General features: G+C 71.0%; 16 protein-coding genes and 1 pseudogene. 2 read left to right on the top strand and 15 right to left on the bottom strand.

Annotated features, from left to right (window positions below; all coding sequences use genetic code 11):
• Nucleotides 1-53 precede the first annotated feature (53 nt).
• The 10 genes from ACIQ7D_RS00930 to ACIQ7D_RS00885 all read right to left on the bottom strand — a co-directional run bounded on the left by ACIQ7D_RS00930 (nucleotide 54) and on the right by ACIQ7D_RS00885 (nucleotide 10,751).
• Nucleotides 54-491, bottom strand: coding sequence for a VOC family protein (locus tag ACIQ7D_RS00930; protein ID WP_403931930.1), 438 nt, complete (start codon nucleotides 489-491; stop codon nucleotides 54-56).
• Nucleotides 492-608: 117 nt separating this feature from the next.
• On the bottom strand, nucleotides 609-1,955 hold the full coding sequence (locus ACIQ7D_RS00925; RefSeq protein WP_403931928.1) for a 6-phospho-beta-glucosidase: 1,347 nt from the start codon (nucleotides 1,953-1,955) through the stop codon (nucleotides 609-611).
• A 68-nt stretch (nucleotides 1,956-2,023) separates the two neighbouring features.
• Nucleotides 2,024-3,571, bottom strand: coding sequence for an NCS1 family nucleobase:cation symporter-1 (locus tag ACIQ7D_RS00920; RefSeq protein WP_403931926.1), 1,548 nt, complete (start codon nucleotides 3,569-3,571; stop codon nucleotides 2,024-2,026).
• A 127-nt stretch (nucleotides 3,572-3,698) separates the two neighbouring features.
• Entirely contained in the window at nucleotides 3,699-4,700 is a 1,002-nt protein-coding gene (locus tag ACIQ7D_RS00915) for a TIGR03842 family LLM class F420-dependent oxidoreductase (RefSeq protein ID WP_403931923.1), read from the bottom strand.
• A gap of 16 nt (nucleotides 4,701-4,716) precedes the next feature.
• Nucleotides 4,717-6,123, bottom strand: coding sequence for a dihydropyrimidinase (gene hydA / locus ACIQ7D_RS00910; RefSeq protein WP_403931920.1), 1,407 nt, complete (start codon nucleotides 6,121-6,123; stop codon nucleotides 4,717-4,719).
• Between the two features lie 152 nt (nucleotides 6,124-6,275).
• Nucleotides 6,276-7,556 carry an aspartate aminotransferase family protein gene (locus tag ACIQ7D_RS00905; protein ID WP_403931918.1) on the bottom strand — a complete coding sequence of 427 codons (1,281 nt, stop codon included), beginning with the start codon at nucleotides 7,554-7,556 and terminating at the stop codon, nucleotides 6,276-6,278.
• Nucleotides 7,553-8,395: a nitrilase-related carbon-nitrogen hydrolase gene (locus ACIQ7D_RS00900; RefSeq protein ID WP_403931915.1), complete on the bottom strand. Its 843-nt coding sequence runs from the start codon at nucleotides 8,393-8,395 to the stop codon at nucleotides 7,553-7,555. The genes ACIQ7D_RS00905 and ACIQ7D_RS00900 overlap by 4 nt, the downstream gene beginning before the upstream one ends.
• A gap of 171 nt (nucleotides 8,396-8,566) precedes the next feature.
• Nucleotides 8,567-9,862 (bottom strand): hypothetical protein, encoded by a 1,296-nt coding sequence (locus ACIQ7D_RS00895; RefSeq protein ID WP_403931914.1) that lies wholly within the window; start codon nucleotides 9,860-9,862, stop codon nucleotides 8,567-8,569.
• 136 nt (nucleotides 9,863-9,998) lie between these two features.
• Complete coding sequence (locus ACIQ7D_RS00890; RefSeq protein ID WP_403933739.1) at nucleotides 9,999-10,376, bottom strand: PPOX class F420-dependent oxidoreductase; 378 nt, start codon at nucleotides 10,374-10,376, stop codon at nucleotides 9,999-10,001.
• Nucleotides 10,377-10,499: 123 nt separating this feature from the next.
• Nucleotides 10,500-10,751 (bottom strand): helix-turn-helix domain-containing protein, encoded by a 252-nt coding sequence (locus ACIQ7D_RS00885; protein WP_385001308.1) that lies wholly within the window; start codon nucleotides 10,749-10,751, stop codon nucleotides 10,500-10,502.
• A 64-nt stretch (nucleotides 10,752-10,815) separates the two neighbouring features.
• Between ACIQ7D_RS00885 and map the strand changes: the two genes are divergently transcribed.
• The gene (map, locus tag ACIQ7D_RS00880; protein WP_403931910.1) at nucleotides 10,816-11,583 is read left to right on the top strand and encodes a type I methionyl aminopeptidase; all 768 of its coding nucleotides are present in this window, start codon (nucleotides 10,816-10,818) and stop codon (nucleotides 11,581-11,583) included.
• A gap of 83 nt (nucleotides 11,584-11,666) precedes the next feature.
• On the opposite strand, the gene ACIQ7D_RS00875 is transcribed toward map, so the two are convergent.
• Together ACIQ7D_RS00875 and ggt are read right to left on the bottom strand one after the other, a co-directional pair.
• Nucleotides 11,667-14,690, bottom strand: a complete 3,024-nt coding sequence (locus ACIQ7D_RS00875) for a family 16 glycoside hydrolase (RefSeq protein WP_403931908.1) — start codon at nucleotides 14,688-14,690, stop codon at nucleotides 11,667-11,669.
• Between the two features lie 253 nt (nucleotides 14,691-14,943).
• Nucleotides 14,944-16,767, bottom strand: coding sequence for a gamma-glutamyltransferase (ggt, locus tag ACIQ7D_RS00870; RefSeq protein WP_403931906.1), 1,824 nt, complete (start codon nucleotides 16,765-16,767; stop codon nucleotides 14,944-14,946).
• Between the two features lie 123 nt (nucleotides 16,768-16,890).
• Here ggt and ACIQ7D_RS00865 point away from each other — a divergent pair.
• A pseudogene (locus ACIQ7D_RS00865) lies at nucleotides 16,891-17,241 on the top strand (hypothetical protein); the annotation flags it as partial.
• Here the strand turns inward: ACIQ7D_RS00865 and ACIQ7D_RS00860 are convergent.
• The 3 genes from ACIQ7D_RS00860 to ACIQ7D_RS00850 all read right to left on the bottom strand — a co-directional run bounded on the left by ACIQ7D_RS00860 (nucleotide 17,123) and on the right by ACIQ7D_RS00850 (nucleotide 20,407).
• A complete protein-coding gene (locus tag ACIQ7D_RS00860; protein ID WP_403931903.1) occupies nucleotides 17,123-19,165 on the bottom strand; it encodes a recombinase family protein in 2,043 nt (680 codons plus the stop codon). The pseudogene ACIQ7D_RS00865 and the gene ACIQ7D_RS00860 sit on opposite strands and share 119 nt — an antisense overlap.
• Before the next feature lie 464 nt (nucleotides 19,166-19,629).
• Entirely contained in the window at nucleotides 19,630-19,950 is a 321-nt protein-coding gene (locus ACIQ7D_RS00855; RefSeq protein WP_403931900.1) for a hypothetical protein, read from the bottom strand.
• A 79-nt stretch (nucleotides 19,951-20,029) separates the two neighbouring features.
• Complete coding sequence (locus ACIQ7D_RS00850) at nucleotides 20,030-20,407, bottom strand: hypothetical protein (RefSeq protein ID WP_403931898.1); 378 nt, start codon at nucleotides 20,405-20,407, stop codon at nucleotides 20,030-20,032.
• Nucleotides 20,408-20,676: the final 269 nt, after the last annotated feature.

The raw sequence follows: 20,676 nt of genomic DNA, 5'->3' as shown, positions 1-20,676 counted from the left end.
GGCGCCGTCGCCCATTCGGGAGACGGCGTCCGCCGGCGCCGGACCGATCCCCGTCAGGCCGCGAAGAGCCGGCCGAGGTCCGCGAAGGCCTTGAACTCCAGGGCGTTTCCGGCCGGGTCGAGGAAGAACATCGTCCACTGCTCGCCGGGCTCGCCCTCGAAGCGGACATAGGGCTCGATCACGAACGCGGTGCCGGCCGCGGTCATCCGGGCCGCCAGCTCCTTGAACTCCGGGACGGGCAGGACGAGTCCGAAGTGCGGTACCGGCACCTCGTGCCCGTCGACGGGGTTGGTGCCGGCGACGGCGTCCCGGGGAGTCCCGGAGGGACCGTCGCCGACCTGGTGGGTGACGACCTGGTGGCCGCCGAAGTTCCAGTCGATCCACCGGGTGTCCGACCGGCCTTCGGCGAAGCCGAGCACACCGCCGTAGAACCTCCGGGCGGCCTCGATGTCGTCGACCGGGACGGCGAGATGGAAGGGGGCGAGAGCCATGCGCTGTCTCCTTCGGGAAGGGAACGGTTCCGACGTGGGACGAGGACGGAGACGGTGGACGGTGGACGCGGGACGGTAAACGCTGCGGTGGCGGACCGGCTGCCGCCGGACGGCGGGTTACGGGCGGTCGAGGTAGGCCAGGCCGGGGTGTACGGCCCGGTAGCCGTCCAGCAGGCGGTGGGCGACGGTCACCGAGTCCACCAGCGGGTGCAGCGCGAAGGCCGCGACGGCCGAGGCGCGCGAACCGCTCTCGGCGGCGGCCAGCACCTCGCGCTCGACCGACTTGACCGCGCAGACCAGCCCGGTGGCGTGGTACGGCAGCGGGGCGACGGTGACGGGGTGCGCGCCGTTGCCGTCCACGAGGCAGGGCACCTCGATGACCGCCTCGGCGTCGAGCGCGGCGAGCGTCGACCGGTTGCGGACGTTGAGGATGAGCGTGGTGCGTTCGTCGCGGGCGACGGCCCGCATCAGCGCGAGCGCGACCTGCTCGTAGCCGCCGGACTCCAGGTCGTCGTCGTCCCGCTCACCGGCCCCCGCGGCCTCGCGGTTCTCCGCCATGTACGTGGCCTCGCGCTCGGCCCGGGTCCGGTCCCAGGTGTGCAGCGCGGGGGCGCCGGGGCGGGCCACCTCCTCGTAGAAGCGGGCCTGCTGGTCCCGGAGGAAGGCGCCGCGGGTCTGCTCGGCCTGCTGGTAGGCGAGGACGGCCTCGCGGTTGAAGTAGTAGTAGTGCAGGTACTCGTTGGGGACGGCGCCGAGCGAGCGGAGCCAGTCGGCGCCGAAGAGCTTGCCCTCCTCGAACGAGCCGAGGGCGTCGGGGTCGGCGAGCAGCCGGGGCAGTTCGTCGCGGCCGTCGACGCGCAGTCCGCGCAGCCAGCCGAGGTGGTTGAGGCCGACGTAGTCGATCCACGCGCGGTCGGGGTCCGCGCCGAGGACCCGCGCGACCCGGCGGCCGAGACCCACGGGTGAGTCGCAGATGCCGATGACACGGTCGCCGAGGTGGCGGGACATGGCCTCGGTGACCAGTCCCGCCGGGTTGGTGAAGTTGATGACCCAGGCGTCCGGTGCGAGACGCGCCACCCGCCGGGCGATGTCGACGGCGACGGGCACGGTGCGCAGCCCGTACGCGATGCCGCCCGCACCCACCGTCTCCTGCCCGAGGACGCCCTCGGCCAGCGCGACCCGCTCGTCCGCCGCGCGCCCTTCGAGCCCGCCGACGCGGATCGCGGAGAAGACGAAGTCGGCGCCGCGCAGCGCCTCGTCCAGATCGGTCGTGGCGGTCACGGTGGGCGCGTCGGGGACGGACCGGGCCTGTTCGGCGAGGACCCGGGCGATGGCGCCGAGCCGGCCGGCGTCCAGGTCGTGGAGGGTGACCTCGGTGACCCGTCCCTCCGCGTGGTCGCCGAGGAGAGCGCCGTACACCAGAGGGACCCGGAACCCGCCGCCGCCGAGAATCGTCAGCTTCACACCCGCACCACTTTCACACCGGCCTCCGCGGGCCCGGTGTGTGCGGCCGGGCCCGGCGGGGGCGTTGGTCACTCGTACGTGACCATCTTCGCGCCCCGGCGCCCGGACGGCAGCGTCAGGACCAGATACACGGCCAGCGAGGCGGCCAGCCCCACCGCCCAGCCGTAGTCCGCGAGCGGCCGCAGGAAGGGGATCAGCCCGTCCTCGGGGAAGGGGCCCTTCCCGGGCGCGGAGTGGGAGCCGCCCACCGCCAGCACCCCGCCGACGGCGAAGGCGGCCACGGCCCGCGGGTTCCAGCCGCGCGTGTACCAGTACGGTCCGCCCGGCCGGTAGAGGGCGGCGAGGTCGAGCACGGTGCGCCGGACGATCCAGTAGTCGGCGATCAGGATGCCCGCGACCGTACCGAGCAGTCCGCCGACCAGACCGAGCCAGGTGAAGATGTACAACTCGGGCGTGGCGGTGAGTTTCCACGGCATGATGAGGACGCCGATGACCCCGGTGATCAGGGCGCCCGTACGGAAGTTGATGACTTTCGGGGCGAGGTTGGCGAGGTCGTAGGCGGGCGAGACGACATTGGCCGCGATGTTCACCGAGACCGTTGCGACCAGCACGGTCACCAGTGCGAACACCAGTCCGAAGACATTGTCCGTCTTCGCCGCCAGTTCGACCGGGTCCCAGACGGCGGCGCCGTACACCGCCTGCGATCCGGAGGTGACGAAGACCGAGAGCAGTGCGAAGAGCGTCATGGTCGTGGGCAGACCGAGGGACTGTCCGCGGATCTGGGCGCGCTGGCCCGCGCCGAAGCGGGTGAAGTCGGGGATGTTCAGCGACAGGGTGGACCAGAAGGCGATCATCCCCATGAGCGAGGGGAAGAAGACGGGCCAGAACTCCGCGCCCCAGCCCAGTGCGGACGGCTGGTCGAGCAGCGGCCCCAGGCCGCCCGCCTTGACGGTGATCCAGACCAGCAGGACCAGCGCGCCGACGATCACGAAGGGCGCCGCCCAGTTCTCGAACCGCCGCAGGGTGTCCATCCCCCGGTAAATAATGGCGAGTTCGAGCGCCCAGAAGAGCACGAAACAGAGCCAGAGCGTCCAGGGCTGGCCGCCGATCCGCGACGCCTCCGCCCAGCCGCCGAAGATCTTGCCGAGCAGGACGAAGATGCCCTGCCCGCCGATCCAGGTCTGGATCCCGAACCACGCGCAGGCGACGGCGGCGCGGATCAGCGCGGGCAGATTGGCGCCACGCAGCCCGAACGAGGCGCGGGCGAGCACCGGAAAGGGGATGCCGTACTTCGGCCCCGCGTGCCCGGTCAGCAGCATCGGCAGCAGCACGATCACATTGGCCAGCGCGATCGTGAGGACCGCCTGCTTCCAGTCCATGCCCAGGGTGACCAGGCCGGACGCCAGCAGCCAGGACGGGATGTTGTGCGCCATGCCGACCCAGAGCGCGGCGAAGTTGTACGTCGTCCAGTTCCGCCGCGCCACCGGGACGGGCAGCAGATCGGCGTTGGCGAAGCGGCTGTCCTGGGGGACCTCGCCGGGCGGCAGCTCGACGCGGCCCCCGGGGTCGGCTATCGGTCCGTCGGCGGAGGATGCGGGCGGTACGGTCGCGGTCATGGCGGCGGGACCCTTCGTTCGAGGGCGGGCGGGGACGGGGACGTCGAACGAGGCCGTGCGGGCAGCGGGTTGCGAGGTGAGCGGTGACCCGGGCCGGTCCCCGGGGGCGGGGTCGAGGCCCCGCGGGTCAGTCCTGGAGCGCCGGGATGATCTCGGCGCCGTACGCGTCGATCGTCGCCTCCTTCGCGTCGTGCATGTCGTAGAGGGCGAACTGGTCGACGCCGAGCGCGCGCAGCGCCTTCAGCTTCTCGATGTGCGCCGCCACGGGACCGAGCAGACAGAAGCGGTCCACGATCTCGTCGGGGACGAAGTCCGCCGACGGGTTGCCGGTCCGGCCGTGGTGGCTGTAGTCGTACCCCTCACGCTCCTTGACATATGTGGTGAGCGCGTCCGGTACGAGCCCGGAGTGCTCCCCGTAGCGCGACACGAGATCGGCGACATGGTTGCCGACCATCCCGCCGAACCACCGGCACTGCTCCCGCGCGTGGGCGAGGTCGTCGCTCACATAGGCGGGCGCGGCGACACAGATGGTGATCGAATCCGGGTCGCGTCCGGCGTCGGAGGCCGCCGTGCGCACCGCCTTGACCATCCACTCGGTGAGGAACGGGTCGGCGAGCTGGAGGATGAAACCGTCGGCCTTCCGCCCGGCGAGGGCCAGTGCCTTGGGCCCGTACGCCGCCATCCACACCGGCAGTCTCCCGTCCCGTACCCAGGGCAGCCGCAGTGTCTTCCCGTCGACGGTGGTCTCGCGGCCCTCCGCCAGATCGCGGATGACGCCCATCGACTCCCCGAGAGTCGCGAGGGTGTTGGGCTTGCGGCCCGCCACGCGCAGGGCGGAGTCGCCGCGGCCGATGCCGCACACGGTGCGGTTGCCGTACATCTCGTTGAGGGTGGCGAAGGTGGAGGCGGTCACCTCCCAGGTCCGGGTGGACGGGTTGGTGACCATGGGGCCCACGGTCAGGTTGGTGGTGTGCTCCAGGATCCGGCTGTAGATGACGAACGGCTCCTGCCAGAGCACGGCCGAGTCGAAGGTCCAGCCGTATCGGAAGCCGTTGTGCTCCGCGCGCCGCATGAGGTCGACGACGGCGGAGGCGGGCGGGTCGGTCTGGAGGACGAGTCCGAAGTCCATCGCTGTCGCTCCTGGTTCAGTCGAGGTACTGGCAGAGAGAGCGGGGGGTGTACTGGCCGTGTCCGGCCCGGCCGGTGAACTCCCGCCGGTCGATGACGAGTTCGCCCCGGGAGAGCACCGTCTCGACCCGGCCGGTGAGCCGTTTGCCCTCGTACGCGGAGTAGTCCACGTCCATGTGGTGGGTCTCGGCGGAGACGGTCTGCTCGGTGCCCGGGTCGTAGATGACGACATCGGCGTCGGCGCCCGGCGCGATGGTGCCCTTGCGCGGGTAGAGGCCGAACATCCGGGCCGGGGCGGCGCAGGCGATGTCGATCCAGCGGCGCCGGGTGATGTGCCCCTCGACCACGGCCTGGTGGAGCAGGTCCATACGGTTCTCCACGCCGGGCAGCCCGTTGGGGATCTTGGAGAAGTCGCCGCGGCCCATCTCCTTCTGGCCGGAGAAGCAGAACGGGCAGTGGTCCGTGGAGACCACCTGGAGGTCGTCGGTGCGCAGCCCGCGCCACAGGGCCGCCTGGTGGTCCTTGGGCCGCAGCGGGGTGGAGCAGACGTACTTGGCGCCCTCGAAGTCCGGTTCCGCCAGGTTGTCGGTGGAGAGGAAGAGGTACTGCGGACAGGTCTCCCCGAAGACGGGCAGCCCCTTGTCGCGGGCGGCGGCCAGTTCGGCGAGGGCCTCCTCCGCGGAGACGTGCACGACGTAGAGCGGGGCGTCCGCGACCCGCGCGAGCTGGATCGCCCGGTGGGTGGCCTCCGCTTCCAGCAGGGCCTTCCGCACCTCGCCGTGGTAGCGCGGGTCGGTGTGCCCGGCGGCCAGGGCCTGTTCGACGAGGACGTCGATGGCGATGCCGTTCTCGGCGTGCATCATGATCAGCCCGCCGTTGTGCGAGGCGCGCTGCATGGCCCGCAGGATCTGGCCGTCGTCGCTGTAGAAGACGCCCGGGTAGGCCATGAACAGCTTGAAGCTGGTGACGCCCTCCTGGACGAGCAGGTCCATCTCCTTGAGCGAGCTCTCGTTGACGTCCGCCATGATCATGTGGAAGCCGTAGTCGATGGCGCAGTTGCCGTCGGCCTTGGCGAACCAGGCGTCGAGCCCCGCGCGCAGCGACTGTCCCGGGGCCTGGATGGCGAAGTCGACGATGGTGGTGGTGCCGCCCCAGGCGGCGGCGCGGGTGCCGGTCTCGAAGGTGTCCGCCGCGAAGGTGCCGCCGAAGGGCATCTCCATGTGGGTGTGCGCGTCGACACCGCCCGGGATGACGTACTTGCCGGTGGCGTCGATCGTACGGCCGGCGGTCCAGCCCGCGGCGGCGTCGGAACCGTGCGCGGCGAGGGCGACGATCCTGCTGTCCTCGATCAGGACATCGGCGTGGGTCTCGTCGGCGGCGGTGACGACGAGCCCGCCGCGGATCAGGGTGCGGGTGCTGCTCATGCTGGTGGCGCTCCCTTTTCGTACGGTCGGAGGAGGGGGCGGGGTGCGGTCCGGCCGCGTACGGCCGGACCGGGACGGCCCGGAGCGGGTGCGTACGCGGCCGGGGCGTACGCGGCCGGACCGGGGCTTACCCGGCCGGGCGGATCGCCGGATCAGGCGCCCCGCAGGGCCTGTTCCAGGATCGCGGCGCCCTCTTCGGCCTCGGTGACGGTCAGCGAGAGGGGCGGGGCGATCCGCAGCACGCTGGTGTTGTGGCCGCCGCCCTTGCCGATCAGCAGACCGCCCTCGCGGGCCGCTTCGAGCACGGCCGAGGCGGTGCGCGGCGCGGCCTCACCGGTCGCGGGGTTGATCAGCTCGATGCCGATCATCAGCCCCCGGCCGCGTACTTCGCGTACGGAGTCGACACACGCGCCGATGGCCCGCAGCCGCTCGATGAGCAGACCGCCGACGCGGCGGGCGTTGCCCTGGAGGTCGTGCTCCTGGAGGTACGCGAGGTTGGCCAGGCCGGCCGCCATGGTGACCGGGCTGCCGCCGAAGGTCGAAATGGAGTTGGCGTCCAGGCAGTTCATGATGTCGGCGCGGGCGACGACCCCGCCGATGGACATGCCGTTGCCGATGCCCTTGGCGAAGGTGAGCAGATCCGGCGGCCCGTTCTCGGCGTGCGCCTGCCAGCCCCAGAAGTGTTCCCCGGTGCGGCCCCAGCCGGTCTGCACCTCGTCGCTGATCCACAGAATGCCGTGCCGGTCGAGGACTTCGCGGAACGCGGCGTACAGCCCGTCGGGCGGGGCGGTGAACCCGCCGACGCCCTGCACCGGTTCGGCGATCAGTGCGGCGGGTGTACGGGTGTGGCCGAGCAGGTCCTCCAGATCGGCGACGCACGCCTCGATGAACCGCTCGTCGGTGAGCCCCGCGTAGGGCCCGCGGTTGCGGACGCCACCGTGCACGTACAGCGTCTGGAGCGGGGAGAGTCCGGTGGGCGACCAGCCGCGGTTGCCGGTGATGGAGACGGTGGAGAAGGACCGGCCGTGGTAGCTGTTGCGCATCGCGAGGACTTGGCTGGACCCCTGGTACGCGGTGGCCAGCATCAGCGCCGTGTCGTTGGCCTCGGTGCCGGAGGTGGTGAAGAAGACCCGGGCGTCCGGGATGCCCGACAACGCCGCGATGCGCTCGGCGAGTTCGACCATCGGGCGGTTGAGATAGAGGGTGGAGGAGTGGATGATCCGGCCGGCCTGCTCGGTCACCGCCTTGGTGACCTCGGGGAGCGCGTGGGCGGTCATGGTGGTGAGGATGCCGCCGAAGAAGTCGAGGTAGCGGTTGCCCTCGGCGTCCCAGACATGGCGGCCCTCGCCGTGGCTGATCTCGATCGGCTCGTCGTAGTAGAGCGCGAGCCAGTCGGGCAGGACGGCGCGGTGGCGGTCGTGGAGGTCGCTCACGCCTGCACCAGCCCCTCGTACGCGTCCGGGCGCCGGTCCCGGTAGAACGCCCACTGCTGGCGCACCTCCTCGATCACCGCCAGGTCCAGATCCCGTACGACCAGTTCCTCGGCCTTGTCGCTCGCCGGTTCACCGACGAACTGGCCACGCGGGTCGACGAAGTAGCTGGTGCCGTAGAAGTCGTTGTCGCCGTACTCCTCCTGGCCGACGCGGTTGATCGCGGCGACGAAGTACTCGTTGGCGACGGCCGCGGCGGGCTGTTCGAGCTGCCACAGGTAGCTGGAGAGGCCGCGCGAGGTGGCGGACGGGTTGTACACGATCTCGGCGCCGTTCAGGCCGAGCTGGCGCCAGCCCTCGGGGAAGTGGCGGTCGTAGCAGATGTAGACGCCGACCTGGCCGACGGCGGTGTCGAACACCGGCCAGCCGGCGTTCCCGGGCTTGAAGTAGTACTTCTCCCAGAACCCCTTGACCTGCGGGATGTGGTGCTTGCGGTACTTGCCGAGGTACGAGCCGTCGGCGTCGATCACCGCCGCGGTGTTGTAGTAGAAGCCGGACTGCTCGATCTCGAAGACCGGGACCACCACGACCATTCCGGTCTCCCGCGCCAGCTCGCGCATCCTGGTGACGGTCGGCCCGTCCGGGACGGGCTCGGCCCAGCGGTAGTGCTCCGGCTCCTGCACCTGGCAGAAGTAGGGGGCGTTGAAGACTTCCTGGAATCCGATGATCTTCGCGCCCTGCCGGGCCGCCTCGCGGGCGTGTTCCTCATGCTTGGCGATCATGGATTCGGTGTCGCCCGTCCAGGTCGCCTGGACGAGTGCGGCGCGTACGACTCGGGCCACGAGCTGCTCCTTCGGCGGGTGCTTCGGTCAGCTCTACGCACGTAGAGTTTGCGTAGGAGGAGAACGTAAGCCCCGGCTCACACGGGGGCAAGACCATCGTCGTTAACCCGCAGAGTCGACTCTGTTTCACACCCGAGCGGTCGACAGCGGTGGACGGCGGGGCCGCCCGGCTCAGCCCGGCGCGAATCCGGCCACCCGCAGAGCATGCACCACATCGCGCTCACGGGAGGCCGACACGGCGCGCGCCGCGTCAAGAAGCTGCGGTACGAGACGGCGCGGATCGGGCGCGGCGAGAAGCGCCGCCTCCTCCGGCGCACGCGCCTGTACGAAGGCGCTGAGCAGCGCCCGCGCCTCGTGCGCGCGGCCCGCCTCGCCCAGTGCGAGCACGGCGTCGGTGATCTCCGCGGCCGGCCGGGAGACCCCCTGGCGCAGCAACTGCCCGCAGTCGTCGTCACGGCCTGCGGCGGCGAGCGCCCCGGCCGCGGCGGCGAGCCGCGCGGGCGGCAGGAAGGCCGCCTCCCACAGCAGTTCGGCCCAGTCGGCGCCGAGCCCGGCGCGGTGCAGTTCCGCGGCGAGCGGGGGGAGCTGTTCCGGCGGGCGGCCCGCCGCCTCGCAGAGCACGACATGCGCCTCGCCCGTGCGCCCCTCTGCGCGCAGCCTGCGCAGTTCGGCGACGGTCTCGACGGCGGCGCGGTGGTCCTCCGGCGAGGGCGCGGGGGGCGCTTCGCGCCGGGGTGCGACGGGCGCGCCGCCGAACCGGGCGCCGCGCGGGGTGGCGGGCGCGGCGGCCGACGGTGCCGGGGACACGGGGGCGGGCGGCGGCTCCTCGGCCTCCTGGACCTCGTCGACCTCGATCCCGGCGAAGCGGGCGCCCCGTGGTGTGCGCTTCTTCCGCGGGGGTTTGGGGGCGGGGACCGGCCCGGCGGCGTCGGCGGCCCGGGCCGGAGCTGCGGCGTCCGGCCTTGGCAACGCCGCCAGTCTGGCGCGGAGTTCGGAGCAGCGGGCGGTGGCGCGGGCGAGGTCGTCGCGGATCCAGGCCAGGTCATGGGTGAGCTGCCGCCCGCCCGGCGCCCCCTCGGGTGTCGTACGGAGCAGCCGGACCAGTTCCTCGGCCCGGCCCGCCGCGTGCGTCCGTTCCCGGTCCATCAGCCGCAGCCGTTCGGTGAGCGCCTCGCCGCCGCCGGGGAGCCGGTCGTACGCCCCGGCCGCGGCGGAGTGGAGCCGCCCTGCCCGCTCGCCCTCCCTGGCGACGGTGTGCGTGTCGCGCCCGGCCGCGAAGTCCTGGAGCAGCGACTCCACCACGTCCCAGGGCGGGATCTCGGTGCCGCCGAGGCAGGCCCGCAGACCCTCGGGGTCGCGGTGGAGAAAGACTCCGTACCAGCCGGCGCCCGGGTCGAGCAGTGTCGTCAGGTCCGTTAAGTACCGCGCGAACGTCCCGATCTCCACCGGGAGTTGCCGTACCGCCATCGCTGTCTCGCCCCTCCCGTGCCGAAGCGAACCACTCCGGTCCGAGGCATTCGACCGCAGGTGTGTTACGGGCCGAATACAGACAGTTTTCGGGGAGGGTGCGATGCCCTCCTCGCCGGGCGGCGGAACCCGGGCGTCAGAAGGTGACGACGATCCCGGTGTGCGGGCGCTTGCCGCGCCGTGCGATCCGGGCCGGCACGTCGACCAGCCAGAACTGCCAGGTGTACTTGCGGGCGATGAGCTTCAGGACCCGGTCCAGGTCCGCCCCTTCGAGCAGCCGCGCGGTGCCCTCGGCGGTCGGCGCGCCGGGGGCGATCCGCCCGCGCACATCGCAGACCGCCACCACCGCGCGGGGGTCTGCGCGGAGCCGCTTGACCTTCCAGGAGTCGGAGCGGGTCCAGACGAACAGCTCATCCCCGTCCACCGCGTGCCAGACGGGGGTGGCGACCCCCGTACCGTCCTTGCGGTAGGTGGTGAGACTGACATAGCGGGAGCGGGCGAGGTCGCCGAGGATCGTCACCGTGGCAAGCCTACGCACCGCGCCCGCACCGTCCGTCCAGGGCTCGGGCGCACGGCGCCGTACCGGCACCGGTTCGGACGCGGCGTGGCGTCCCGACCGGCACCCGAGGCCGTGACGTCAGACCGGTACCGGTGTGCAGCTCTCCGCGATCCGGTCCATCGACAGGCCCAGCGCCGCGGCCAGCGCGGCCACCGTGAAGAAGGCCGGGGTCGGGGCACGGCCGGTCTCGATCTTGCGCAGCGTCTCGGGCGAGAGTCCGGCGACGGCGGCGATCTCCACCATGCTCCGTGAGCCGCGCGCCTCGCGGAGCAGATGGCCGAGCCGTTCGCCGCGCTCGCGCTCTTCGATGGTGAGAGGGGTCCGTACCATTCCGTCATTGTAATACCGGCCGGGCGATTCCGGGGCGCCCTCACCGACCGGTATAGTTATTGGAATGGTGGAGATCAAAACCGACGCGTCCCTGGACGCCATGCGGGACGCCGGCCGGGTCGTCGCCCAAGCGCTGACAGCCGTGCGCGAGGCCGCCGCCGTGGGGGTCTCGCTGCGCGCGCTCGACGAGACCGCCCGCGCCGTACTGCGCGAGGCGGGGGCCGGCTCGCCCTTCCTCGACTATCACCCCGGCTGGGCGCCCACGCCCTTCCCCGCGGTCATCTGCGCCTCCGTCAACGACATGATCGTGCACGGCATCCCCGGCTCCTACCGGCTGACCGACGGCGACCTCGTGTCGATCGACTGCGGTGCGGTCCTCGACGGCTGGGTCGGGGACGCGGCGGTCAGCTTCACGGTGGGCCGCGCCCGCCCGGACGACCTCCGGCTGATCGACACGTCGTACGAGGCGCTGGAGGCGGGCATCGCCGCGGCCCGGGTCGGCAACCGGATCGGCGACATCGCGCACGCGATCGGCCGGGTCTGCCGCGCGGCCGGGTACGGCATCCCCGCGGGCTTCGGCGGCCACGGTGTGGGCCGGGCGATGCACGAGGACCCGGGCGTCCCGAACGAGGGCCGCCCGGGTCGCGGCATACGGCTGCGCCACGGCATGGTCCTGGCGATCGAGCCGATGCTGACGGGCAGCGGTACGGACCGCAGCTTCACGGCCCACGACGGCTGGACGGTCCGTACCCTCGACTCCAGCCGCGCCTCCCACGTGGAGCACACGGTGGCGATCACCGACGAGGGCCCGCGGATCCTGACGGCGCTCTGAGGCCTGCCGGGGCCGGCCGCGCACGGTGGTGTCCGTCCACCACGCACGGCCGGCCCGGGTTCGCGGATCCCCTCCCGGGGCCGTCAGTCCAGCGGTTCGATCCAGACGTTCCGGAACCGGACCTTGTTGCCGTGGTCCTGGAGCCGGATCGCGCCCGCCGCGGCGGATTCGGCGTCGCCGGTGCCGGTCGGGCCGTCCACCGCCACGTTGTCGTGGACCGTGCGGCCGTTCCACTCCACACTGATCCTGGCGTCCTCGGTCTTGCGGCCCTCGGCGTCGAAACGGGCCGCGCGGAAGACGATGTCGTACGTCTGCCAGGTCTCGGGCGCGGTGCCGGCGTTCAGGTCGGCGGCCTTCTTGTTGTAGATGGACCCGGCCTCGTTCGCGGCCAGTTCCTCCACTCCGAAGGAGTCCAGGATCTGGATCTCGTACCGCTCCTGGAGGTAGATGCCGCTGTTGCCGCGGTCCTGTCCTGTGACGTCGTCCGGCAGCTTCGGCACCCGGAACTCGGCGTGCAGCCGGAAGTCGCCGAAGGCCTGTTTGGTGCGGATGTCGCCGCAGCACACCTCGATGGAGTTCTCGGCGGCGCGCGGCCATTCGACAGCGCGACCGTCGGTGTGCTGCCACGCGGTGGAGACGCTGCCGCCGGAGAACAGGTCGATCCGGCTTCCGGGTCTGCGTACCTCGACCATGTCGAGGTTGACGTGTCCGGTGTCCTCGGGCCGGTAGGTGTACGTGAGGGTGTTGCGGCCCTTGTTCAGGGTGAACCGCTCGGTCTTCGTGGACCAGCGGTTCCAGGCACCGGTGGAGGGGAGACTCGTCTGCCGGGTCTGCCCGCCGTTGACGCCGACGCCGATGGTCTTGGTCCCGGCAAAGGGGTTGGGGCCGTTGGCGTAGCGCAGTGCCAGGTCGTAGTCGCCCTTCGCGGGCGCGTCGACCTCGAAGGTGGCGGTGGCGCCCTGGGTGCCGAAGCCGTCGACGAAGCCGCCGCCGGTGTACCCGGCGTGCTCGGTGTCGATGTCCGCCCCGCCGGTCAGGCGCGCCGACTCGGCGTCGTACGAGGTGACGGGCTGCTCGGGTCCCGGGCGGGCGTTCAGCGTGTACCAGGCTTCGGTGGACCAGAGTTGCTCACCGATGGCCGAGGCGAACGGGCGCGGCGAGCGGAGATGCACCACCCGGTCGGTCTTCAGCCCCGGGATGGTGAGCCGGACCTTGCGCCGGTCGTCGGAGAGCCGGGCGGCCGCGACGGGCAGGACCTCCTCGTCGATCTTGGGGCCGCCGTACGCCGGGGTGGGGACGTACCGCCACTGCTCGACGGAGTAGGCGCCCTCGGTCAGCTTGGCGGCCGTCTCCTCCGACAGGGGCTGGGTGTAGGTGAGTTCGAAGCCGTCGCGGGTGGCGCGCATGGTCTTGATGTCGAAGGCGGTCTTTCCGTTCGGCGTGAGTTTCTGGAGGCCGAAGCGGAGCTTGCCCTCCTGGCCCCAGTTTCCGTCGGCGCCGAGGCCGCCCGCGTAGATCGCGCCGTCCGGTCCGGTGCTGATGCGGGTGATCCCGGCTTCCAGGCCCTGGGTGTGCCGGAACACCGCGCCCTGGTACTCGCCCTTCACCTTCTCCAGGTCGGCGCGCTGGATTCCGCCGTAGGTGACATCGCCGAAGAGCATCTGGCCGGCGAACGGCCCCTTCTTCAACAGCAGCGGTGTGCTGGGCGAGTTGGCTATCTCGTTCTGCGGCAGCCAGAGGACCGGCTTGGTGACCGTACGGTCGTCGAACGGGCCGTCCGGCTCGGTGTAGTGGTTGAAGAACCGGTCCTTCTTCACATGGACCAGCTTGGAGGCGGGCAGCCAGCCGCCCTGGTTGTCGGTGACGAACAGCTCGCCCCCGGGGCCCCGTCCGATGCCGTTGGGGGTGCGGAGGCCGCCGGCCAGGTAACTGACCTTTCCTGTCTTCTTGTTCACCTTGACGGTGGTGCCGCGGTTCGGGGCGGGCTGCGGGACGGTCGTCGCGCCGCCCAGGTTGATGGCGACGGACAGGTTCAGATAGAAGTTCCCGTCCTCGTAGAGCAGTCCGAAGGCGAACTCGTGGAAGTTGCCGCCGTACGGCCACTCGGCGACCTTGCGGATCTCGCCCGCCGTGTTCTCGCCCTTGGTGTCCGCCAGCTCGGTCAGCTGGTGCTTCTCCGAGACGTACAGCTTTCCGTCGACGTACTTGATCCCCATCGGCTCCTTCAGGCCGCCGGCGATCTTCGTGTACGTGACCTTCTCGGGGCCGGTGTCCCCCGTCACATGGTCGAGGACGTACACCTCCCCCTCCGTCTTGGCGCTGCCGCCCCAGGTGGTCACGGCGAGCCGGCCGCCGGGCAGCCAGTCCATCGCGGAGACCTGTGGCTCGAAGCCCTCGGGGCGCAGATCGGTGAGGGCGTAACCGGGGTTGACCGAGGTCAGCGGGAGTCCGTCGCCGGGCGTGTCGTAACTGCCCTCGCACTCCTTGCGGCCGGGGGCGGTGACCCGCACGACGCCGGCGTCGGTGCTGAGCACGGAGTTCGGGACGAGGGTGAAGGAGTCCGCGCCCGGTGGCTTCCACTGGAGGGTGACCTGTTGTCCGCCGCCGCGGTCGAAGTGGTCGATCCGCAGGGGGTGGTAGCCGGGGAGGAGGGCGATCTCGCCGTCCTTGGGTTCGGCGCCGTGGAGTCCGTCGTGGTCGATGACCTTCTTGTCACCGAGGAACAGACGCGAACCGTCGTCGCTGATCAGGCGGAAGGCGTAGGTGCCGTCCTCGGGGACCTGGAGGTTGCCGATGATCTGCGACACGAAGTTGTCGGTGAAGCCGAAGCCGTCGGTGGACGACCAGTCGACGGTGGGGATCAGCTTGTCGACGTTGGGGGTCTGGGCGGGCTTGAGGTCGCAGAGCTTGCTCAGCGGGGACTGGATGTCGAAGACCCGCAGGGTGACCCCGGGTTCCTGGGGCGGCAGGTCACCGAAGGGTTTCTCGTCCGCCGCGGCGACGGGCGCGGCGAGGCCGCCGGTGAGCAGGGCCGCGAGGAGCAGCCCGGCGAATCTTCGGGGGGTACGGCGATGGCTGGGGGCGCTCTGGTGCGTGCGGGGCGTCACTCTTCCTCCTGCTGTGCGCTGCGGGGCAGCGCGGCCGGGGACGGACCTTCCGTGCGAGAGCGACGCCCAGCGTACGAAGAGTGCCTCGAACCGTCCACACTTTGTCCTCATCGAGTTGAAACTCACGGGACGCCGGTGGGGACGGACCGGGATCAGCGGGGAGCGGCCGGGGTCGGCGCCGACCGGCCGGGGGCAGCGCGCGGGCCCTGGCCGGTCCGCGCCGCCCGCCGGGGCCGGCGCCGACCCGCCAGGGTCAGCGCGCGGCGCCCGCCGGGCGGACGACCATCGCCGAGCCGCCTCCCCTGCGCACCTTCTCCGCCGCCGCCAGCCAGCGCCCGTCGGGCAGCCGCTGCACCCCGGTGGCCGCGCCGATCTCCGGGTTCTGGGTGAACGTGTGCCCGAGCGCCTCCAGTCGCTGCCGTACGGGGCTGTCCCACAGCCCCGGCTCCAGCTCGGTGGCGGCCGCGTTGCGCTGGCTGGCGCGGGGCGCGGCGATCGCCTCGACCAGCGGCAGCCCGCGGTCGAGGGTGCCCGTCAGCGTCTGGAGCACGGTGGTGATGATGGTCGCGCCGCCCGGCGAACCGACCGCGAGGACGGGCTTGTCGTGCCGGTCCAGGACGATCGTCGGGGAGATCGAGGACCTCGGCCGCTTGCCCGGGCCCGGCAGGTTCGGGTCGTGGACCGCCGGGTTGGCCGGGGCGAACGAGAAGTCGCTCAGCTCGTTGTTGAGCAGGAAGCCCCGCCCCGGCACGGTGATCGCGCTGCCGCCCGTCGACTCGATGGTCAGGGTGTACGCGACGACGTTGCCCCACTTGTCGGCGACCGTGAGATGCGTGGTGTTCTCGCCCTCGAACGTGGTCGGCGCGGCGGTGCCGCCCGGTGCGCACGGGGTCGGATCGCCCGGATCTCCGGGCGCCAGCGGGCTCTTGAGGACCGCGTCGTCCTTGATCAGGCAGGCGCGGGAGTCCGCGAAGCGCCGCGAGAGCAGCCCCTTCGTGGGGACGTCCTCGAAGGCCGGGTCCCCGACCCAGCGTCCCCGGTCCGCGAAGGCGATCCGGCTCGCCTCGATGTACCGGTGCAGATAGGCCGTCTGCGACGCCTTCGAAAGGTCCGTACGGGAAAGGATGTTGAGGGCTTCACCGACGCTGGTACCACCGGAGGACGAGGGCGCCATGCCGTACACGTCGAGCCCTCGGTAGGAGACCTTGGTGGGTGCCTGACGCTTGGTGCGGTAGTTGGCGAGGTCCCGCGCCGTCAGATCACCGGGGCGCACCGTGCGGTCCGCCGCCGGGTCGACCGGGGGTGTGCGGACCGTACGGACGATGTCGCGGCCCAGGGCGCCCCGGTAGAGCAGTCCGGTGCCCTCGCGGCCCAGTTCCCGGTAGGTACGCGCCAGGTCGGCGTTCTTGAACACCGAGCCCACGACGGGCAGTTGGCCGCCGGGCAGGAAGAGCCTGGCGGTGTCGGGGAAGTCCGCGAACCGGGCCTGGTTCGACTGGGTCTGCGCGCGGAAGGTCGCGTCGACCGTGAAGCCGTCCTTCGCCAGCCGCTCCGCGGGCTTCAGCACCTGCCCGAGCGACCGGCTGCCCCACGCCCGCAGCGCGGTGTCCCAGGTGGCCGGGGTGCCGGGGGCGCCGACGCTCCGTCCGCTGGTCACGGCGTCCGCGAACGGGATCGGCTTGCCGTTCTCCAGGAAGAGCGAGCTGTCGGCGGAGGCCGGCGCGGTCTCCCGCCCGTCGATGGTGTGCACCGTACGGGACGCGGCGTCGTAGTGAACGAAGTAGCCGCCTCCGCCGATGCCCGCGGAGTACGGCTCGGTGACACCGAGCGCGGCGGCGGTGGCGACGGCCGCGTCCACGGCGTTGCCGCCCTTCCTGAGGACCTCGATGCCCGCCGCCGAGGCGTCCGCGTCGACGCTGGCGACCGCTCCCCCGTACCCCGTCGCCACCGGCACCTTCACCGGCGGCTCCTGCGCGGGCGGGCCCGGGGCCGCCCCGGGCGGCGCCGCGGCGGCGACCGAGAGCAGCGTGGCGGTGACGGCCATGAGCGAGAGATTCCGCGCGGTGGAGCGACGCATCAGGTACCTCCGGTCGGCGATGGGGCCAGTCGGTGACTGTCCGGCCGCAGCGTATCCGCCGCGTACCGGCATCGTCAGGACCGCCTCTGACACGGGCGCGTGCTGCGGCTACGATGCGCGGCCATGAATGACGACATACGCAACATCGTGCTCGGCGTTGTCGCCGCGGGTGTCAGCGCCGCCCTGGGCTGGCTCGCCCGTACCTCTCTCTGGCAGCGCAGGCTGCGCAGGAAGCAGGCGTTCTTCGGGCTGCCCGCCAACTCCGAGTGCCTGCTGGTCGTCAACCGCAAGGCGGGCAGTGACGGCGCCGTCCACCGTTACGACGTCTCCGCCCTGCTGGAGCTCTCCGCGCTGATCAAGGACTGCGGCGCGCACGCGGACATCGTCCAGCACGACACCGCGCGCCAGGGGTTCGGCGAGCGTACGGAGTTCTGTCTGGGCGGCCCGTCGACCAACCTTCGCGGTCCTCGTCACCGAGGCTGGACTCAATGGCCAGTGGCCGCAGGCTGACGCAGATCTCAGTCTGCTCCGGCCGCCAGGCCGGCACCGTCTCCGCGTCCTTCAGTTCTTCCATGGCTCGCGTCCACGTACCGGACGTTAGCCAGCGCTGCGCCTGCGTGGAAAGCGAGCGATAGTTGCCGTAGGTCTCCGGCATATCCCGCCAGCGCAGGTTTGTACGGGCCTTGTGGAGCAGTGACTCCACGACGAGCCTCCTGTCCAGCGTTGACCGGGAGCCGCCCATCAAAGGCTTGATACGCTCCCATCCTGCATCGGTCAGAATGGGCACGCCCCGCCCGCGCTCGGTGAACCACGCTCGCACGGTGCACCTCACCCCCTGCTGACGCGCGACGGCGCGAACTACGTGGGCCTCCATCTCCAATCGGGTCAACAGTTCGTGCTTCTCCGCCGGATGGAGATCGCGCAAGTTCCGCCGCGCCATCTCTGCGAGGCGTTCGAAATCCCGTAGTTGCTGTGTCGCGCTCTCTGCCTCCCGCTGCCAGGCCACGACGTCACGCCGCAGCCTCTCCAGCGCCGTACGGTTCTCCTCCAAAGGCTCGACGGCTCGCTCCACGGCCTCTTCGGCCTTGGCGCCACGCAAGCCGCGCTTGGCGGCCTGCCTCGCGGCCGCCACCATGGTCACGTCGATTACGTCCGTCTGCTCCGCAATCTGCTGATCAAGCTGCGCAATTCGGGCGGTGTAGTCCACCTGCCGATCCGCTACGGCGTTGATCCGGTCCATGGCCATGGCCTTCATGCGCTCGGCGTCACCCAGAAGCGCCATCACGTCACACCAGACCTGCGCCTCCGTGTGCTCCGCCTCCAGGGGCGGACACGAACAGGTGCCGCCTGCTCCGGCGTACTCCTCGTCGCGACCAGTGCACCGGTAGATCACGGAGTTCTCGTGATTCCGATGCCCGCGGTACAGCGCGCCGCATTCGCTGGCGAACATCCCGCGCAGGATGTAGACGCGCGTATCCGTGGCGACCGCCCTCGGTGCAGCCCTGGCTGCCACCTTCAGCTCCTCAATCTCCTCCGGAGTGAAGAACTGGGGAAGCTCGATGACGACCGGTTCCCCGAAGACGGTGTTCCCGTCCCGGTCCCGCGCGGCAGACTTGCCGCGGTAGACCACTTGCCCTTTAAGCACAGCATCGTTGAGCATCCGCATACGGATGTTCTTTCGCGACCAGGGCTTGCCGTTGCGCTGGTGCAGCCCCTCAGCGTTCAGCGTCAGGGCCACGGCGTACCAGCTTCGCTTCGCGACGAAGATTTCCCGCGCACGACGAGACGTCTTGGACTCCGACTCGCTGACTGTGTAGTGAGAGAGCCCCTTCTTCCCCTGCTCAGTCACGCACCAGCCGAACGGCACCCTGCCGCCCGGGTACAGCCCGTCCTCAGCCTTCTCCTGAATGCCGCCCTGAGTGCGCGTCCTGATATTCTCGCGCTTCTCTTCGGCGTAGTCGGCGTCCTTGCGCATCCTGCTACGGCCGGGAGCCGTCGAGTTGTCGTAATCGTCCTTGACGACGGCTACGTAGATGCCTAGCTTCTCCAGTTCCCAGCCCCAGGGCCAGAAAGCCTGGCCGAGACGGCCGATCGCGCGGCCCTCAAAAACCGTGACCATGTCGAACGGCCGCGGGCTCTCGCGGGCGTCCCGCATCAGTCGGGCGAGACCTTCGCGCTCGTGGGCGGGGAGACTGCCACTCACCCCCTCGTCAACATATGTGTTGACGTGCGCCCAGTCCTTCTTGGCGATGTACTGGGCGGTTTTCTTGCCCGTGTACTGGATGCCATAGCCCTTTTTCTGTTCTTCCGTGCTCACTCGGAGGTAGTCCACGGCTCGAATCCGAGCTCGCGTACCCCTGTCCGCCGTTTCGATCGCGGACATGAGAGTCTTGCTCATGTCAGTCCTCCCAGACTGGCCAGGCCCCGGGGCGTTGGTAGCGCCGCCGGGGTCACCCATGTGGTCGCAACCCTATGTGGCTGAGGGGCCCGGGCGGGGGGTGAATAGAATTTCGAGGATTCGCTGATAGGCGACGGGGTCAGGCTCCTCGTCGCGCCAGGCAATGCTGACCCTCGGCGCGTCGTCGTCCTTGAAGTGCTCGCGCAGCCACGCGGCAGCGTCTTCGCCTCTGGGTACTCCGTCCTGCATTACCCCTCCTGGTGCCGAGGGCACTGCCCCGTGGGGATGCCGTGCCTGCTGTAGCCCTTCTGTCCTGCGGTGTACCTCTCGGTCAGCCCGCAGACGCAGCCGGGCTTCACCTGGGCCCTGGGCCCAGCGGCCGGCCGCCCACGCGTCCAGGTCCGCCTTCAGCTCGGCGTACCCCGCAGCCTTGCGCCAGCCGCCTTCGATGAGCATCTTGGACGTCAGCGTTCGATCGCCGGCTCACGGGTCGGCGTCGTCCAGATTTCCCACGGGGAGCGCTCGCGCCAGGAGATGTACGACTGGACGAAGCCGAGCCCGATTCGCTGCCAGGTCTCGATGTCCTCGCCGGCCGACCGGCGCCACAGATTCTCGTTGGGCTCCTTCTCGCGGATCTTGTCGAGCTGTATTGCGAAAAGACGCTCCCAGGCGCGGCCGACGGCTCCCGGCGTCGTGAACGCTTTAGGGTCGTACAGCTCCGTCGTCTCATGGACGGCGGTGCCGCCTGCGCTCCATAGCGCTGGGCGTTGCGGAGCCCGTGCCATGTATTTCAGGAATTACGACTTCGCACAGCGCTCCAGAGTCTCCTTGGCGCTGTGGCTCAGGTGCTTGGGCTGCCGGATCTCAGCCGGCGCGCGTGGTGGGCTGCTCATCCGGCCTCCCGATGTAGGTGACAATCACCACCGGCTGGGGGTGATAGATCCGCACGTCCTTCGAGCGGACGAAAGCGAGGGACTGGCCCTTGCCGGTACGGAGCTGGAGCTGAATCCACGCGCCGTCCTCGGTCTGGCCGCGGTAGTGCGCATCGGTGATGCGCCCGGCGCGGCGGACCCACGCGTGACGACGGCCGGGAACCGCGGGGAAGGCGGGCTGCGGCGCGCTCCCGGGCTCCGGGAGCGGCAGGTCCACCACGACCGCCGCAGGCCGCGACGCGGTCACCGTGCGGTGCGTGACCCATTCATCGATCAGCAGCTCTCCGAGCCGGTCACCGATGCCGGTCATGGTGCGGATGCGCGTCCACGCGTGCCCCTGCTCGCGCAGGCGCTCCAGCGCCTGGCCCCAGGCCAGACGGCGTTCGGCCGGCCAGCGCTTGGCCTCCCGCGCGAGCCGGGAGCGGATCAGGTGGCGCTGATGACCGAGCGCTATCTCGCGGAGGCCGGCGTCCGCGAGTACGTCCTGCTGGCGCGGCTGACCGTCGGGGAGGGCGCGCGGCCCGGACCCCGCTGCCGGAGCCCGCCCCCGAGCCCGCCGAGTAGCGGCGGGGAGCCGAG

The organism is Streptomyces sp. NPDC096310 (assembly GCF_044763125.1).
Lineage (GTDB): Bacteria > Actinomycetota > Actinomycetes > Streptomycetales > Streptomycetaceae > Streptomyces.
This window is presented reverse-complemented; position numbering and strand designations above follow the sequence as displayed.

Bases quoted from the DNA above. Each gene is read 5' to 3' on its own strand.
- ACIQ7D_RS00895 (WP_403931914.1), bottom strand. From the start codon at position 9,862: ATGGCGGTACGGCAACTCCCGGTGGAGATCGGGACGTTCGCGCGGTAC.
- ACIQ7D_RS00920 (WP_403931926.1), bottom strand. From the start codon at position 3,571: ATGACCGCGACCGTACCGCCCGCATCCTCCGCCGACGGACCGATAGCC.
- ACIQ7D_RS00850 (WP_403931898.1), bottom strand. From the start codon at position 20,407: ATGACCGGCATCGGTGACCGGCTCGGAGAGCTGCTGATCGATGAATGG.
- ACIQ7D_RS00915 (WP_403931923.1), bottom strand. From the start codon at position 4,700: ATGGACTTCGGACTCGTCCTCCAGACCGACCCGCCCGCCTCCGCCGTC.
- ACIQ7D_RS00930 (WP_403931930.1), bottom strand. From the start codon at position 491: ATGGCTCTCGCCCCCTTCCATCTCGCCGTCCCGGTCGACGACATCGAG.
- ACIQ7D_RS00860 (WP_403931903.1), bottom strand. From the start codon at position 19,165: ATGAGCAAGACTCTCATGTCCGCGATCGAAACGGCGGACAGGGGTACG.
- hydA (WP_403931920.1), bottom strand. From the start codon at position 6,123: ATGAGCAGCACCCGCACCCTGATCCGCGGCGGGCTCGTCGTCACCGCC.
- ACIQ7D_RS00885 (WP_385001308.1), bottom strand. From the start codon at position 10,751: ATGGTACGGACCCCTCTCACCATCGAAGAGCGCGAGCGCGGCGAACGG.
- ggt (WP_403931906.1), bottom strand. From the start codon at position 16,767: ATGCGTCGCTCCACCGCGCGGAATCTCTCGCTCATGGCCGTCACCGCC.
- map (WP_403931910.1), top strand. From the start codon at position 10,816: ATGGTGGAGATCAAAACCGACGCGTCCCTGGACGCCATGCGGGACGCC.
- ACIQ7D_RS00855 (WP_403931900.1), bottom strand. From the start codon at position 19,950: ATGGCACGGGCTCCGCAACGCCCAGCGCTATGGAGCGCAGGCGGCACC.